The sequence below is a fragment of the Candidatus Pedobacter colombiensis genome (assembly GCA_029202485.1).
Taxonomy (GTDB): Bacteria; Bacteroidota; Bacteroidia; order Sphingobacteriales; family Sphingobacteriaceae; genus Pedobacter; species Pedobacter colombiensis.
Genome location: CP119313.1, coordinates 2610640 through 2626308 on the forward strand (window position 1 = coordinate 2610640; position 15669 = coordinate 2626308).

At 40.4% G+C, this 15669-nt stretch carries 11 protein-coding genes; 6 read left to right on the forward strand and 5 right to left on the reverse strand.

Going from position 1 to position 15669, the window contains the following annotated elements:
• Nucleotides 1-30: 30 nt before the first annotated feature.
• From mnmE to P0Y49_11175, 3 genes are read right to left on the reverse strand one after another with little or no spacing between them, the layout of a single operon-like run.
• Complete coding sequence (gene mnmE / locus P0Y49_11165; GenBank protein ID WEK21694.1) at nt 31-1401, reverse strand: tRNA uridine-5-carboxymethylaminomethyl(34) synthesis GTPase MnmE; 1371 nt, start codon at nt 1399-1401, stop codon at nt 31-33.
• A 39-nt stretch (nt 1402-1440) separates the two neighbouring features.
• A complete protein-coding gene (gene argS / locus P0Y49_11170) occupies nt 1441-3222 on the reverse strand; it encodes an arginine--tRNA ligase (GenBank protein WEK21695.1) in 1782 nt (593 codons plus the stop codon).
• Between the two features lie 22 nt (nt 3223-3244).
• Entirely contained in the window at nt 3245-4195 is a 951-nt protein-coding gene (locus tag P0Y49_11175) for an arginase (GenBank protein WEK21696.1), read from the reverse strand.
• A gap of 102 nt (nt 4196-4297) precedes the next feature.
• On the opposite strand from P0Y49_11175, the gene P0Y49_11180 reads away from it, so the two are divergent.
• On the forward strand, nt 4298-5689 hold the full coding sequence (locus P0Y49_11180; protein ID WEK21697.1) for an arginine decarboxylase: 1392 nt from the start codon (nt 4298-4300) through the stop codon (nt 5687-5689).
• A 60-nt stretch (nt 5690-5749) separates the two neighbouring features.
• Here P0Y49_11180 and P0Y49_11185 read toward each other — a convergent pair whose 3' ends face one another.
• On the reverse strand, nt 5750-6148 hold the full coding sequence (locus P0Y49_11185) for a VOC family protein (protein WEK21698.1): 399 nt from the start codon (nt 6146-6148) through the stop codon (nt 5750-5752).
• A 181-nt stretch (nt 6149-6329) separates the two neighbouring features.
• Here P0Y49_11185 and P0Y49_11190 point away from each other — a divergent pair, with 181 nt between their 5' ends.
• The 5 genes from P0Y49_11190 (at nt 6330) to P0Y49_11210 (ending at nt 15100) form a co-directional block, all read left to right on the forward strand.
• A complete protein-coding gene (locus P0Y49_11190; protein ID WEK21699.1) occupies nt 6330-7280 on the forward strand; it encodes a hypothetical protein in 951 nt (316 codons plus the stop codon).
• A gap of 94 nt (nt 7281-7374) precedes the next feature.
• Nucleotides 7375-8751: a protein phosphatase 2C domain-containing protein gene (locus tag P0Y49_11195; GenBank protein ID WEK21700.1), complete on the forward strand. Its 1377-nt coding sequence runs from the start codon at nt 7375-7377 to the stop codon at nt 8749-8751.
• Nucleotides 8752-8756: 5 nt separating this feature from the next.
• Entirely contained in the window at nt 8757-12737 is a 3981-nt protein-coding gene (locus P0Y49_11200) for an FtsW/RodA/SpoVE family cell cycle protein (GenBank protein ID WEK21701.1), read from the forward strand.
• A 20-nt stretch (nt 12738-12757) separates the two neighbouring features.
• Entirely contained in the window at nt 12758-13552 is a 795-nt protein-coding gene (locus P0Y49_11205; GenBank protein WEK21702.1) for an FHA domain-containing protein, read from the forward strand.
• A 9-nt stretch (nt 13553-13561) separates the two neighbouring features.
• On the forward strand, nt 13562-15100 hold the full coding sequence (locus P0Y49_11210; GenBank protein WEK21703.1) for a serine/threonine-protein kinase: 1539 nt from the start codon (nt 13562-13564) through the stop codon (nt 15098-15100).
• 124 nt (nt 15101-15224) lie between these two features.
• Here P0Y49_11210 and P0Y49_11215 read toward each other — a convergent pair whose 3' ends face one another.
• Nucleotides 15225-15659: an Hsp20/alpha crystallin family protein gene (locus P0Y49_11215; GenBank protein ID WEK21704.1), complete on the reverse strand. Its 435-nt coding sequence runs from the start codon at nt 15657-15659 to the stop codon at nt 15225-15227.
• Nucleotides 15660-15669 lie beyond the last annotated feature (10 nt).

Below are 15669 nucleotides of genomic sequence, written 5' to 3' on the forward strand. Positions count from 1 at the left end.
CTATATTTCATTCTCTGATATTTTGTGCTCTTACTTTCCGATACAAAACTTGCTAAATATATTCTCCAACAAATCATCGGTAGTAACCTGTCCTGTAATCTCTCCAAGGTAATGAAGCGCCTGCTTAATATCCATTGCTAAGAAGTCAGAAGTCACCGGATTAACTAAACCTTCGGCTACACTATTTAAAGCGCTCCTGGTTCTCTGCAAAGCCTCTACATGCCTGATGTTCGTAACCATGGTATGATTATCAGACAACTGATCTCCTACTGCTGTATCGTACAACAGCTGCTTCAACTCTTCAATATGAAGGTTTTCCTTAGCAGAAATAGCAATAAAATGAATGTCCGCAGGTAATTTAAGCTCCTTTAATCTGTCACTATAGGAAAGGTCCATTTTATTGGCAACCGCCAAAAATGGCATCCCCGGCTTGTGCAACCTTTTAATATCATCATGAATTTCAGTAGCAGAAAGGTTCAGCACATCAAACAAATAAACCAACACCGCCGATTGATTGATCTTCTGCATGGTTTTCTCCACGCCAATCGCTTCAATCGTATCCGTAGCCTCACGAATACCAGCAGTATCAATCAACCTGAAGTTGATGCCATTAATATTCAGTACCTCTTCAATCGTATCCCTGGTTGTACCTGCAATTTCACTTACAATAGCACGATCCTCGTTCAGCAAAGCATTCAACAAGGTCGACTTACCCGCATTAGGCCGACCGGCAATTACCGTATTGATCCCTTGCTTAATCACATTCCCCAATTCAAAAGAACGGATCAGCTTATTCAACACCACAATAATCTTCTCGATCAATGCCTGTAACTGATCCCTGTTTGCAAATTCGACATCTTCCTCTGCAAAATCAAGCTCCAGCTCAATCATCGAAGCAAAATGAATCAGCTGCTCTCGCAATACATTCAATTCCGTACTAAAACCGCCTCTCAACTGATTCATCGCCACACTATGTGCCGCTGCCGAGTCAGACGAAATCAAATCTGCTACAGCCTCAGCCTGAGAAAGATCCAAGCCACCATTTAAAAATGCCCTTAAAGTAAATTCACCCGGTTTAGCAGCAGAAGCCCCTTTTCTGATCAGCAAACTAATGATCTGTTGGATAATATAATTGGAACCATGGCACGAGATCTCCACCACGTTTTCTTTGGTATACGATTTTGGCGCTACAAACAAACTGACAAGCACCTCATCTATAACCACATCACCGTCTTTAATTAAACCAAAATGTATGGTATGCGATTCTTGCTTAAGCAAATCTTTACCACTAAAAACAGAATTGGTTATGGCAATGGCATCTTTTCCTGAAAGACGGATTACACCTATAGCACCCACTCCAGGCGGGGTTGATAAGGCGACTATAGTATCATTTGTAATCATGGGAAATCTTGATTAGTTTATAAAAATGGATGATCATAACTACATTCTTTCCGGAACCGTAATTCCTAAAATACGCATACCTTTTTTCAAAACCTCCGCAATTACAAAGCTTAAGTTTAAACGGTGCTGCTTAACAGCCTCATTTTCTTCCTTAATAATCGGCGGGGTCTCATGATAAAACTTATTGAATAGCTTAGCTACTTCATACAAGTAGTTAGCTAAAACTGCCGGACTATGCGTCTTCGCAGCCGATTGAATCTCTGAAGGATACTTAGCCAACAGCATAATCATTTCTAACTCTGTAGCTGTAATTGCTGCACCTACAACACCTGCATTGGCAAAATCATAATCTGCTTTCAGCAATAATGATTTAATCCTTGCATGCGTATATTGTATAAAAGGACCTGTATTTCCCTGAAAATCGATAGACTCTGCAGGATCAAACAGCAATCTTTTCTTAGGTTCTACTTTCAACAAAAAGTACTTTAAAGCACCCATACCGATATTATAGTACAAACGCTCCTTCTCTTCATCCTCAAAATCATTTACCTTACCCAAGGCTTCCGTTTTAGCCTTAGCGGTCTCTATCATTTCGGCAATCAGATCATCCGCATCAACAACAGTTCCTTCACGCGATTTCATCTTGCCACTTGGCAAATCTACCATGCCATACGATAAATGGTGCAAACCTTTAGCCCAGCTTTTACCCAGCTTTTCTAAAATCAAGAACAACACCTTAAAATGATAATCCTGCTCATTACCCACCACGTAGATCGACTCATCCATTTTAAAATCGTCGTACTTCATCTGGGCAGTACCCAAATCCTGAGTAATGTATACAGATGTACCATCAGCACGTAAAACCAATTTTTGGTCTAAACCATCAGCAGTTAAGTCAATCCATACCGAACCGTCCGGCTTTTTAAAGAAAACTCCTTTTTCAAGCCCTTCATCAACTGTACCCTTACCCAATAAATAGGTATTGCTTTCGTAATAGTACTTATCAAAATCAACACCCAGGTTTTTATAGGAAACAGCAAAGCCGTCGTACACCCAACCGTTCATGGTCTTCCAGAGTTCAATCACTTCCGGAACGCCAGCTTCCCAATCCTGAAGCATTTTCTGCGCTTCTTTAATTAAAGATGCATTCTTTTTAGCCTCCTCCTCTGTTTGCCCTTCCAGCTTTAAAGCCTCAATTTCTTTTTTATACTCCTTATCGAAAACTACATAATACTTCCCTACAAGGTGATCACCTTTCATCAACGAGCTTTCAGGTGTTTCGCCATTGCCCCATTTCTGCCAGGCCAGCATGGATTTACAGATATGAATCCCCCTGTCGTTCACCAGGTTTACTTTAATCACATCGTAACCGCTCGCTTTAAGCAATTCTGCCACCGAATAACCCAATAAGTTATTTCTGACGTGGCCCAAATGCAAAGGCTTATTGGTATTTGGTGATGAATATTCGACCATCACCTTTTTGCCATTGGATTTAAATAAACCAAATGAAGGGTTTAACAAAGTAGTATTAAATAGATTTACCCAATAAGCATCGGCAATGCTCAGGTTTAAAAAGCCCTTAACCACGTTAAAAGCAGTAACCTCTTCAAGGTTTGCGACTAAATATTCGCCCAGATCGGTAGCCGTAGCCTCCGGTGATTTTTTGGAGAAACGCACTATAGGAAATACCACTATAGTGATCTGTCCCTCAAATTCAGTCCTTGTATCCTGTAAATTCACCTGGTTCTCAGGTAAATCCTGCTGATATAACTCTTTTACTGCTGCTACAGTTGCAGCTATAATATTATGTTCGATGTTCATATGCTAATAATCCCCAAATCTACTATTCGTTTCTGAAAGCGTTAGTTGCTTTAATTAAAATTTCAAAGGCATGCTCTGCCATCTGGTTTTCCCGGTCTAAGGTTGGGTTCACTTCTACAATTTCGAAGCAGCAAACCTTCTGATTGGTAATCAGGCCCGACATTAACTTGCCTGCTTCCCTTTCCGTTAATCCCTGTGCTACCGGAGTACCCGTCCCTCTTGAAGCTGTAGGGTCAAGTGAATCCACATCAAAAGAAACATAGATCAAATCACAATGATCTAAATACTGAAGTGTCTCAATTACAGTCCGTTCTACCCCTCTTTTTCTAAGGTCTGCAGTAGTAACGATCTTAACCTTATGCTTCTTGATCAATGCCTCCTCAGGCCGTTCCATATCCCGGGCCGAAATCAGCACCAGATCGCGGTAATTGATCTTAGGTGCGATCTTACCCACATTTTTAAGTTGATACCAGTAATTAATCGTTTCCTGATCCAGCTTATTCACTTTTGCGTCTAAATTGTCCTCATCAAGTGCCATCGCAAGCGGCATTCCGTGCATATTCCCCGATGGCGTTGTGTAAGGAGAATGTAAATCTGCATGCGCATCAATCCATACTACCCCTAATTTCGACTTCGGATACATGGCTTTTATCCCTGCAATGGTACCTGCAGCAGTACTGTGGTCGCCCGCTAATACGATCGGAAATTCACCTTTTGCTAAGGTCGAACTTACCTCGTCGCTCACCCGTTCTACCATCGTCAATATTCCTGAAATCCGCTTTGCAAATGGGCTACCGGTACTTTCAAGCAATAAATGATTCTCTGTAGGCACTTCTACAGACTTATGTTTTTTAAAAAAACGGCTTCCAAAATCAAGCGCAGCAATCTTAATTGCATCCACCCCTAAACTGGCCCCACGTGTGCCGGCGCCGATCTCAGATTTTACCTCAATAATTTTTAAAGTCTTAGTCATAAAAAAAATACGGGTGTATTTTATAAAGTGTTTATCTTTGACCCCAAAATTAACTTATTTTAATTTGCCAAACCTTATAAATAATAGTTCAAAAATAAAAAAATGCAGAGTTACTCCGAATTTCTTGATCTAAGTGTTGGTTTCCCTCAGGAAGGTTACAGCGTAATAGACGACGAATTATATTTTCAAGACCTCAATCTGATGGAAATGATTGAAACCTATGGCACGCCATTGCGTTTCACTTACCTTCCTATGATCAGTAAGAAAATTCAGCAGGCCAAATTGTTGTTCCAGACAGCGATCATCAAGAACAACTATCGTGGCGATTATAAATACTGCTATTGTACCAAAAGCTCGCACTTCAGACATATTGTTGAAGAAGCCCTTAAAAATGGCATCCACCTCGAAACTTCCTCTGCATTTGATATGCCAATGATTGAGGCGTTGGAGAAAAAAGGCGCCCTGACCAAGGATATTACGGTAATCTGTAATGGTTTTAAAACCTATCAGTACAAGCAATATATCATTGATATGTTGCATGATGGTTATAAAAACATCATCCCGGTGTTAGACAACAAAGAGGAATTTAACCTTTTTGATGATGAAGTGGAAATGGACACTCCTTGTAACCTGGGTATCCGTATTGCGGCTGAGGAACAACCGGATTCACAATTCTATACTTCCCGTTTAGGTGTTCGTTTGGAAGATGTAATAGATTTTTATAACAATAAAATCGCTGCAAACCCTAATTTTAGGGTTAAACTATTGCATTTCTTCATCAACTCGGGTATTACAGATTCTCCGTACTACTGGAACGAGCTGGAAAAATATGTAACGCTATATTGCAAATTTAAAAAGATCAATCCTGAACTGGATACTTTGGATATTGGTGGTGGTATGCCATTTAAAGATTCACTGGTATTTGATTTCGATTACGAATACATGGTAAACGAAATTGTGAAAAGGATTAAAGAAATCTGTGCGGAACATGATGTTGTTGAACCGGATATCATTACTGAATTTGGTAAATACACCGTAGCTGAAGCATCCGGTATTTTATACAAGGTATTAGGACGTAAACAACAGAACGACAGAGAGAAATGGCTGATGCTTGACGGATCATTCATTACCAATTTACCGGATGTTTGGGCATTGAACCAAAAATATATCCTCCTTCCGATCAACAACTGGGATGCAGAATACGAAAGGGTAAACCTTGGTGGTATTACTTGTGACGGACAGGATTACTACAATCAGGAAGCACACATGAATAGTGTGTTTATGCCTAAAACACGTAAAGTTCAATATTTAGGTTTCTTCAATACCGGCGCTTATCAGGAAGTATTGAGTGGTTATGGTGGTATACACCATTGCTTATTGCCTAGCCCTAAACACGTCATCATCCGTCGTAATCGGGATGAGACCTTCAACTTTGAAGTGTTTGGCGAAGAACAAAACAGTAAACAGGTATTAAAGATTCTGGGTTATACCTAGAAATCGTAAACGTATAATTTTTACAGCCCCGATTGTCTAGCACTTTTCGGGGCTGTTTTTTTAACCACCGGCATGTAATGCCATACGGTTTCCTTCAGGGTCTATGAAGAACGCCATGTACCCCACTTGTTCATTGATTAATGTTTTAGGCATAACCACCTTACCACCGGCAGGCTCAATCTTATCGATCACCGTCTGAATGGTAGGATTGGCATTAAGGTAAACAATTGTACCCTCTAACCCAGGTTTGTGCATATCGCTTTTTACCAAAGCACCCGAAACCTTACCGTTCTGAGATTGCATGTCGAAAGGAAAAAATGTCATTTCCATATCCATCATATCCTGAGTATCCATCTTAATATCAAAAATAGACTCATAAAACTTTTTCGCTCTTGCGGTGTCAATAACGGGTATTTCAAACCAGTTTAATGCATTTGTATGTGCGCTGATCTTTTCCATTGTATTATACTTTTAAAATTTTGTCCAATGATGAACATCAAAATGAAGAATATGTTTTAATTAAAATTCCACACTGCGTAAACAAACAATTTATCACGCTATATTAGCGTGTAATTTTTGTACTGAATTAACTAGCTTTACCGTTATATAGCAATTGCACCAGAACATTAACCCCTTATAGATGGAAGAAAAACCTTCTTTTTGGCAAAGAATAGGAATACAGGATTGGTTTTTAAGCAACAATGAGTCCGCTCCGACAGCTAAATCACAACCACTTACCCCAGATACAGTTTATAAATACATCATAGATAAATTCAAGGAATCTATCGCAGAGCTTTCATTTGCCGAGCGCATAGTTTTCTACCATGAGTTTATTATTTGCCTGAATACTGATGACTACCGTACATTTATGGACAATAAAAACGGCTTATTCGGGCTCATTGCACAGGAATCTGTAAAAAAGTTTTACGAAATATTGAACGACTATGCTGCTACGGGTAAAAGAGTCGAACCGTCTAGCAATAAATGGGTTTTTCGCTTTGTTTCACATCCGGATTATAAGTCAGGAGATAAGGGTTTTATTGGTAAATTAATGCCCGATGGTGCGCAGAAACAAGAGAATCTAAGGGTTACGTTTATCCCTCGGCAAACCGGATTGGCACAAACATTTGATATCAGCAACGATCTGTTAAAGGATTTTATCTTCTATAGCGAAGGGTATTACGAAATCCCCTATCTGGCCAACTTAAAAGTTGCACCCAAGCAGGAAGTTGTTGAGGAAAACACTTTACTAGCCAGATTTGAGACTACCCTGCCGGATAAAGCCTTTTCTGGACAAAAACTGGAATACCTGATGAAATCTAATGACATCACGGTTTCAGGTAATGAGGAAACAAGAATGGATGGAAATATCTTTAAGATCCCATCAGAATGGGTAAACTCACCACATCTTCAAATCCGTTACAGCAAAACAGAAAATAAATTTTTCCTTTCTTCTTTCGGAGAAAAGACGATTTTGAACGAAAATCTGGTTGAAAGAAGCAATCCCGATGATCCAAAATGGACCGAACTCCCCGTAAATTCCAGAATCATCCTGAACGGAATTATTGGTGTTAATATATTTAAAGCCTAGTTTATGTCGCAATGCCTATCTGTAGCGTTACTGCTAATCTGTGTGATCTTATTGATCGCGCACTTTGTGGCTATTAAAAATCCAAACAGCAACAATGGATAGAAATTATTTTGGAATAACTGATACCGGAAAATTACGCAGCAATAATGAAGATACCTTTATTGCCGAAAGAATAGCGGGGACAGAATTTGTCCTTGCCTGTGTAATAGATGGGGTTGGTGGCTATACCGGTGGTGAAGTTGCAGCGGCCATTGCCCGAGACACGATATTAAAGCTGATCGACAAGCCAGGTGGTGACTTATCGCTATTAATGCAGTCAGCAATTACCGAGGCAAATGATCAGATCCTTGCCGCAAAACAGGAAAACAAGGAATATGAAGACATGGCTTGTGTGCTGACTGTAGCGCTGGCAGACCTTAAAAATAACCAATTCCATTATGCCCATGTTGGCGACACCCGCTTGTATTTACTACGCGACAGCTCTTTAATAAAAATATCTAAAGATCAGTCATTTGTAGGCTTCATGGAAGATTCGGGACGCCTAACCGAGGAGCAAGCCATGCAACATCCCAAGCGTAATGAGATCAATAAAGCATTAGGCTTTGCAGGCAATATTGGCGTGCAGGAAGATTATATAGAAACAGGAAATTCTCCTTTTTTACCTGGTGATGTGATCCTGCTATGCAGTGATGGTTTATCAGATATGGTGAATAAGCAAACCATCACCGATGTACTCTTAAAAGACACTGAACTTGAAGAAAAGGGTATCGAGCTTATTGATGCAGCTAACCAAAATGGGGGTCTTGATAACATTACGATAGTGCTTGTCAAAAATAACAAAGCAGCATTCGTTCACGAAGTTACAAAACCTGCGGCTCGCCCTAAGAAGGATAAAATTTTACCAGCAATAACTGAAACAACAACTCCTCAGGAAAAAACAACGGAACAACAAGTTGAAACTGTCAAAACTGAACAATCCATACAAAATAAAGCAACCCCGATAAGCCCCTTATTGATTTTTATAGCTTTTGTAGTACTGGCAGCAATAACGTATTTTTTATGGAAACAATCATCCGGCGACACCAATAATGAACCACATCCAAAAGTAGATTCTACACTATATGCTAAAAATGCTCAGGCCTTAAAGTTGCAGGACACCCTGAACAAACTTACCGGAAACATCTTGATACTGGATGATTCTGTGTTTAAATCACCTATACTGATTAGCGAACCGATTAAAATAACCAGAGATAGCTTGTATTTGAAAGCTTCAGGCAAAATCACCCTAAAAAGCGACTCAGGATACAAAGGACAACCTTTTTTAATTGAAGCTACCAATAAAAGCGTTTTACTGGAAAACTTTACTTTGGAGAACTTTGATACTGTGAGCGCATTGCAACGAAAAGGTGTATTGCTAAAAAATGTACAATTCATCAGAACGGATGCTCCGGCTGTAAAACCTAACAAATAGTGAATATGAGCAAACAATCAATTACCACCCCCAATAGAAAGGTTGAGCGTATCTTCTTACTGCTCATTACTCTTGTCTTGGGTGCTTTGTTTGTTACGCTATACCATGCCCAGCAGCAAAATTTCGCTGATGTACCTCAGCGACTGGCTAATGGAACAATGGTGAATATCAATGCTGCTAATCCCGGTAAACAAATTAAAACCCTGTTGAATAAAGGCTATTACTTTGAGGACAAAAAGGATATCGATCTGATTGAAAATGTGGTCACAAGTGGTATCCCATTGTATAAAGAAGCGATTGACAATATTGGCGAACTCAATAAACGCAAGTTTTTTGTGCCAGCCGACATCGCTTTTACACAGGGTGGAAAAAACTTTAAAGAACGTGTTATTGCTTCTCGTTTATTGCTGGGCTTTACCGGATCAGACTCTCTAAAATATAAAGAAGAACAACAGCGACCACAGCAATTGCCTGCACAAAAGGATTTTGCAAAAGGGAACTATGGCATAAAGGGAAAGATCGTTGATACTGCAGGAAAACCGGCATCAGGAGTCTTAGTTAGATTACAAATGATATTACCACAAGATACAGCCTATACTGAAGCTGATGTGGTCAATGATTTTATTGCTTATCTGCGCACAGATGCAAATGGCGAATATAACTTTCAACATCTGCCTGACGATAAGGCATATGGGGTACTTCCGTTAAAGCCGGGCTTTCAGTTTGGCAGATCCCAGGGCTTAGAAGATTTAGATAAGAATACTACGCTAAATTTCCGACAGTCGCCACATAGTATTAAGCTGTTTTCGACCAGGGACTTTAAAATCCTTAAGAAAGAAAAATCGCTGATTGTGCGAACACCGGCAGATTACAATAAATGGTACTGGATCATTGCTGTTTCTTTTTTTGCAGGCTTCTTTCTACTGCATCTTTTAATGAGTGTAAAATACCCGCAAGCAGACCAGCTGATCCTACCAATCATTATGTTGATGACGGGTATCTCCTTTCTTACTTTGTTAAGTCTGCAAGATCCTTTACGAGATAGATTTTTGGCCAGAGACAGCCTTATTTTTTATGGCATAGGGGTATTCAGTATCTGCATCATGTTGTCGATACAGATGCGTAAGTTCAATGTAGACTCCCGCTGGTACAGGATGTTACTGGTAAAAAATGCATACAGCAAAGCTAAGGGCTGGCAATGGGCAATAATGGCCTTGTGTCTATTGGCCATGACCATCATATTTGGCACTGGTCCGGAAGGCAGCGGTGTAAAGGTAAACTTGTTTGGTGTACAACCCAGCGAGATCGTAAAATACGGTATTATCTTGTTCCTGGCTGGCTTTTTTGCCTCCAACGAGCGATTTATCACCGAGTACAGTAGCTGGCGCAAACGCTGGATTTTCTTCTCCTTTGCTTTATTTGCCATGGTGGTTGCCATATTAATGTACTTGTTACTGGGAGACCTGGGACCTGCAATGGTGGTTTGCTTTACTTTTATCATTCTGTTTTCTTTCTCGCGCGGCGATTTTATGATGATGGTTACTGCTATCATTATCTATGTATTTAGTGCCTGGTTCCTGAACGTCTGGATCGCTACGCTCGTTACAGCTGTATTGGTATCGCTAATTATGGTGATCAATAAAAAGACCAGCGAATCGGCCATCATGATTGTTATGGTCATGGCTGCTTTTTTACTCATCGATCAGGTGCCCTATCTGGATAAATTAATTCCGGGTCCGGTAAACAGGCTTACAGAGCGTAAATCAATATGGCAAGATCCCTGGAACAACGAGGTTTATGGTGGCGACCAGGTGGCCAATGGCATCTGGGCAATTGCCAGCGGAGGGATTAGCGGTCAGGGTGTTGGTCAGGCTTTTGCGAAAACCATTCCCGAAGCCCATACCGATATGATTTTACCTGCTATTGGCGAAGAGTTTGGCTGGACAGGTATCATTGGCATTTTTATATTGTTCCTGATATTTCTGCATCGCGCCATACTTATTGGCCGGCAAACCGGAATGCCCTTCCTGTTTTATTTATGTGCAGGTGTAGGTATTAGTTTGTTTATACAGTTTTTATTGATTGCCGGAGGCTCAACAGGTGCATTGCCGCTATCTGGTGTTGCCCTCCCCTTTATCAGCTATGGAGGCTCGTCTTTGGTAGCGAATATGTTGGCTGCAGGATTTTTACTATCTGTATCGAAAGTTAAGGGGACAACCGTGCAAATGGCTTACATCACCAAACAACAAGATAAAAATCTCGTGCCGGCATTGCTTGCTGCTACTATAGCTATCATACTACTTACGATGACTGTATCTAACTACATCACCCACAATGAGAAATGGGTAGTACAACCTGCATTGGTAGCCGACAAAAGTGGTGCCCGCATGTTCAGCTATAATCCGCGGATCGCGATATTGATGAACAAACTGGCAGCAGGTGATTTGTATGACAGAAATGGACGTATTCTGGCCACGAGTAAACCTGAGCACATCAGAAAACAGCAGCACGAACTTCATGCAGCAGGGATTAATTATGATTTAGATTCGGCCGAGCATAAGCGCGTTGATCGATATTATCCATTTGAGGAACAACTCTTCTTTTGGGTTGGAGATAACAATACCGGTGTTTTTAATGGCAGCACCAATGGCTACTTTGCAGAATATGAACATGCGGCAGAACTGAGAGGATTTAAGACTCCTACAGTTTCATTTAATACGCATGCCAATAAATATCACGAAGACCGTTTCTTGCCAAAAGGTGTAAAGGAAATGACAGTAAGTAAAAGGGATTATACAGCTCTTGCTCCACTTTTACTATCTGGCATTAACAGCGCTGAAGTTGAAGCATTTAAAAGAAGAAACAGAGATGTAAAACTGACCATAGATGCTGGCTTGCAGACCAGCATTCAAAATACTATGGCGCAGGATACAGCCATAAGAAACAGCAGGGTATCTGTAGTGATTATGGAAGATGCAACTGGTGATGTATTGGCTTCGGCAGTTTACCCACTTCCCCCTATTAAAAACTGGGATTTGCTAAATATGCCTATTACCGAGCAAAATAAGCTAACTGGTTGGTATACTACTGCAGATTTAGGCTTTACTACGGCCACACCACCGGGATCAACGGCTAAAGTGTTGACTACAATGGCGGCCTTTAATAAATTAGGTCCTAATGCCGCAAATAGGGTATTTACGGTAAGTTCTGAAGAGCGCATTAGAACTAAGGGTGTTGAACCTGATGAAACCGGACGCATTAATCTGGAACGTGCATTGGTAAAATCTAACAACGTGTATTTTATTAAAATTGCGAATGAAGAGCACCTCCAAAATGAAATGGCTACGCTATACTTAAAAACAGGTATGTTTTTACGCGGAGTTGGTGGCTATTATTACGATAGAGATACGAATAACCTTAAACAGGAGGACAAATGGAGGGCCTTATGGGAAAAAACAGAATTTAATACCAAGCCTAAATATGATCCTGCACGTATTCGCCGTACAAGAGCAAAAGGAATATCAGGAATGGCATGGGGACAGGGTGAACTGATTGCTACTCCTGCTGCCGTAGCCCGGCTGGTATCTGGTGTAGCCAATAAAGGTAAACTGGTTGCCAATCGTTACGTCTTAAAAATCAGTGATTCGGCCACCTTAGTTAATCCTGCTATAAAAATTGCTAACGATCCACAATATGCAGATCTGATCACCGGTTATATGCTTAAGCAAAGTGAAAATAAAACCTATACGTTAGGCTTAAAGGTGGCTGGAAAAACAGGAACCCCCGAACGGATCTGGAAAGATCAGAAAATCAACGATGGATGGTATACTTTTTTTGCACCAAGGGCAAATGGAAAAGGTCATATCGTAGTATGTATCAGGATAGAATCTACAAGAGGATCTAGTAAAGCTGTAAAACTAGCAGGACAACACGTGATACCTGCCCTCTTGAAATTAGGGTATTTGAGTAAGGAAAAGAATGAATAAAATTTTAAAATAGACATGATATGTTTAATCTATTTAACAAACGTAATCCGGAGCCACCACAGGATGTAAAAGCCATTAGAGAGCTATTGCTAACGGCTATAAAACAAGAATTACAAAAGCTTGAAGGTGGCGAAGGCAAACATATTAAAGGTCTGGCTTTGCTTATCGGCTGCTTACCGGCAGAGAAATTCATGTACGAATCAGCGGTATTTGCCGAAGATGAAGGCCGTTTTAAAAATGAAATACAGCGCATAGCAGATGATTTTGCTATTGACCTGCCTCAAAACTGGACCATGCAAATCAACTTTGTAGAAGAATTGCCTGGTGATGCCATAAAACTGAAGGGCATCAATGCTTCCCTTTATATCAGAACGCCGGAACATGTGGTAGTGACCAAATCTAAAACAGCTTACATTCGTACTTTGAATGGAGAGTCAGAGAAAATGGCCTATAAAATTGGTCCTGAAAATGGTAAAATCAATATTGGAAGAGAACATAAGGTACAGGTTAGCGATGGCTTTTTCCGCATCAACCATATTGCATTTCCTGACGCCAGTTTCAATGAAGCTAATAAATTCATCAGTAGGCAACATGCACATATTGAATGGGATAGCAATACAGGCTCGTTTCTGTTATTTGCAGACGAAGGTGGCATACCTCCCAGAAACAAGGTAAAAATCAGGTCGCTTGGCGAGCATAACCCGGTAAAATTAAATGTAACCGAACTGGGTCACATATTAATGGAAGGCGACCAGATTATTCTGGGCGAACTTGCAGTTTTAGAATTTAGCTATATTGAAGTCGATAATAATTAATATTATACAATGAGTAAAGTTTTTACGATAACAGAAGGATTAGAAAATCTTGGCGCTTTGAGCACGGGCGGCCAGGGTTCTGTTTATAAGGGTAAACGAGTTGGCACCATCATCACGGCTGTGAAGATTATGCCTACCCCTATACATACAGAGAGTGAGGATGATAAGAACTTCATCAAGTTTAAAAATGAGGTAGAGAAGCTAAAAAAGGTAAACGAGGTACCGAACCCCAATGTGGTAAAAATACTGGGCTCTGGACTTACTGAAAGCGGCTCCTTCCCTTTTATAGAAATGGAGTACATTGAAGGTCCAGATCTGGAGAAACTTTTAATGCCACCACACAGCCCCATCTTTACCATTCATGAGGTAATTAAACTGGCTGAACAATTGGCCAATGCGCTTGCGCATTGTCACCGTGTGGGCATTAAGCATGGCGACGTAAAAAGCAACAATGTAAAGTTCAATACCGATACGGGCAATTATGTATTACTTGATTTTGGTTTGGCAATTATGTCTGATGAACAACGCCGCACCAGTTTACGACATGCTGGCGCGGTAGAGTTTATGGCTCCGGAGCAGCATGATGGAGAAATGTTTTTTCAGACGGATATATACAGCTATGGCATCATACTTTATGAATTGCTTGCCGGTACGGTTCCTTTTCCATTGATTAACAAGAATGAGAGCTCACGCAATCAGGTGATGGTTTCGCATATAGAGGCCGCAGTTCCCGATTTGATGGCTTTGCGGAGAAACCGTTTACCGGAAAGCTGGGATCTGGAAAAGAAAAAAAAGGAAATGCATGTACCACAATGGCTATTGCAAGTCATTCATAAATGCCTGGAAAAGAATCCCGAAAAGCGGTACGCCAATGGCGCTGCATTACAAGATGCCATTATACATCGTGGTGGTGAATTGGTGGAAGCTGCAAAGTTGGTTGCTTCCCCTAATTCCTTTTACCAAAAGGAGGTTAAGCCGGAAACACCCACTTCTTCTGATGACATAAGCTTATCTAAACCGGTGTTTGCCATCATGATTTTATCCATCATTATATTGGGTATGCTTTCTGCCTATGGGCTATTTATGAAAAACGATGGTGGCAATCATCAAGCTGTTTTGGATACGGCAGCCACTGCAAAAGTTGACACCAGTAGTGTTGTACCGGAATATCATGTAGATACAACTACCCAAATGCAGCCTGTGCAAATTGATACCGCCGCGCAAAAGGCTGAGATTGATAGTCTAAAAAAGGAATATGAAGCCCAAATGGCCGCTTCAGCAAAGGCGGCTGAGGCGAAAGCTAAGGAAACAGGACCGATAATCGTTAGCGAAGGTAAAAAATATCAGCTTCCAAAGGGAGTTGTTTATTTCTATGAAGCAGCAAATGGCAATTCGCCTAAAAATGGCGTATTGGGTTTATGGAACAACGCGAAATTTAACGTAATTGAAGAAGATAATGGCTTTATTTACGTAACGCATACCAATAAAGACGGTCAGGTTACTAAAGGCTGGTTAAATAAAAACGATCTTAAAGAGGTTAAGGAGTAAGAGCAAGGATTAAGGAGCAAGGATCAAAGACTGGGTGTTTAGCCCTTCATGCGATCCTTGTTCTTTGCTCTTTTATCCTTAATCCTTGCTCCTTAATCCTTGCTCCTATTCACTTCCAAACCAATTATGAAACTTTTATTTCTTTAGTAGCTGACTTAGACTCATCTTTCTTACCTATGGTAATGTTTAAGATACCATTGGTATATTCAGCTGTTATTTTATCTCCATCTACACTTTCTGGCAAGACAAACGATCTTGCGAAAGAAAAGTAGTCAAACTCTTTTCTTGTGTAGTCTTTCTTTTCTTCAGTTTCGCTGACTTTTTTCTCAGCCCAAACTGATAATGTATCTTTTTTAAGGTTGATTTGAAAATCTTCTTTTGTTAAGCCCGGTGCAGCCAATTCAATCTTGTAATCTGCCTCAGTCTCTAAAATGTTCACCCCCGGAACTTTATTAATAGTTAAATTCTTATTTAATGCTTCACTAAACAATGAGTCGAATACATTGTTAAAATAAGGTGCGGTATTCCTGGTTCTGTTGTTAAATTTTACTAGTGTCATAATTATTTCT

Bases quoted from the DNA above. Each gene is read 5' to 3' on its own strand.
- mnmE (WEK21694.1), bottom strand. From the start codon at position 1,401: ATGATTACAAATGATACTATAGTCGCCTTATCAACCCCGCCTGGAGTG.
- argS (WEK21695.1), bottom strand. From the start codon at position 3,222: ATGAACATCGAACATAATATTATAGCTGCAACTGTAGCAGCAGTAAAA.
- P0Y49_11175 (WEK21696.1), bottom strand. From the start codon at position 4,195: ATGACTAAGACTTTAAAAATTATTGAGGTAAAATCTGAGATCGGCGCC.
- P0Y49_11180 (WEK21697.1), top strand. From the start codon at position 4,298: ATGCAGAGTTACTCCGAATTTCTTGATCTAAGTGTTGGTTTCCCTCAG.
- P0Y49_11185 (WEK21698.1), bottom strand. From the start codon at position 6,148: ATGGAAAAGATCAGCGCACATACAAATGCATTAAACTGGTTTGAAATA.
- P0Y49_11190 (WEK21699.1), top strand. From the start codon at position 6,330: ATGGAAGAAAAACCTTCTTTTTGGCAAAGAATAGGAATACAGGATTGG.
- P0Y49_11195 (WEK21700.1), top strand. From the start codon at position 7,375: ATGGATAGAAATTATTTTGGAATAACTGATACCGGAAAATTACGCAGC.
- P0Y49_11200 (WEK21701.1), top strand. From the start codon at position 8,757: ATGAGCAAACAATCAATTACCACCCCCAATAGAAAGGTTGAGCGTATC.
- P0Y49_11205 (WEK21702.1), top strand. From the start codon at position 12,758: ATGTTTAATCTATTTAACAAACGTAATCCGGAGCCACCACAGGATGTA.
- P0Y49_11210 (WEK21703.1), top strand. From the start codon at position 13,562: ATGAGTAAAGTTTTTACGATAACAGAAGGATTAGAAAATCTTGGCGCT.
- P0Y49_11215 (WEK21704.1), bottom strand. From the start codon at position 15,659: ATGACACTAGTAAAATTTAACAACAGAACCAGGAATACCGCACCTTAT.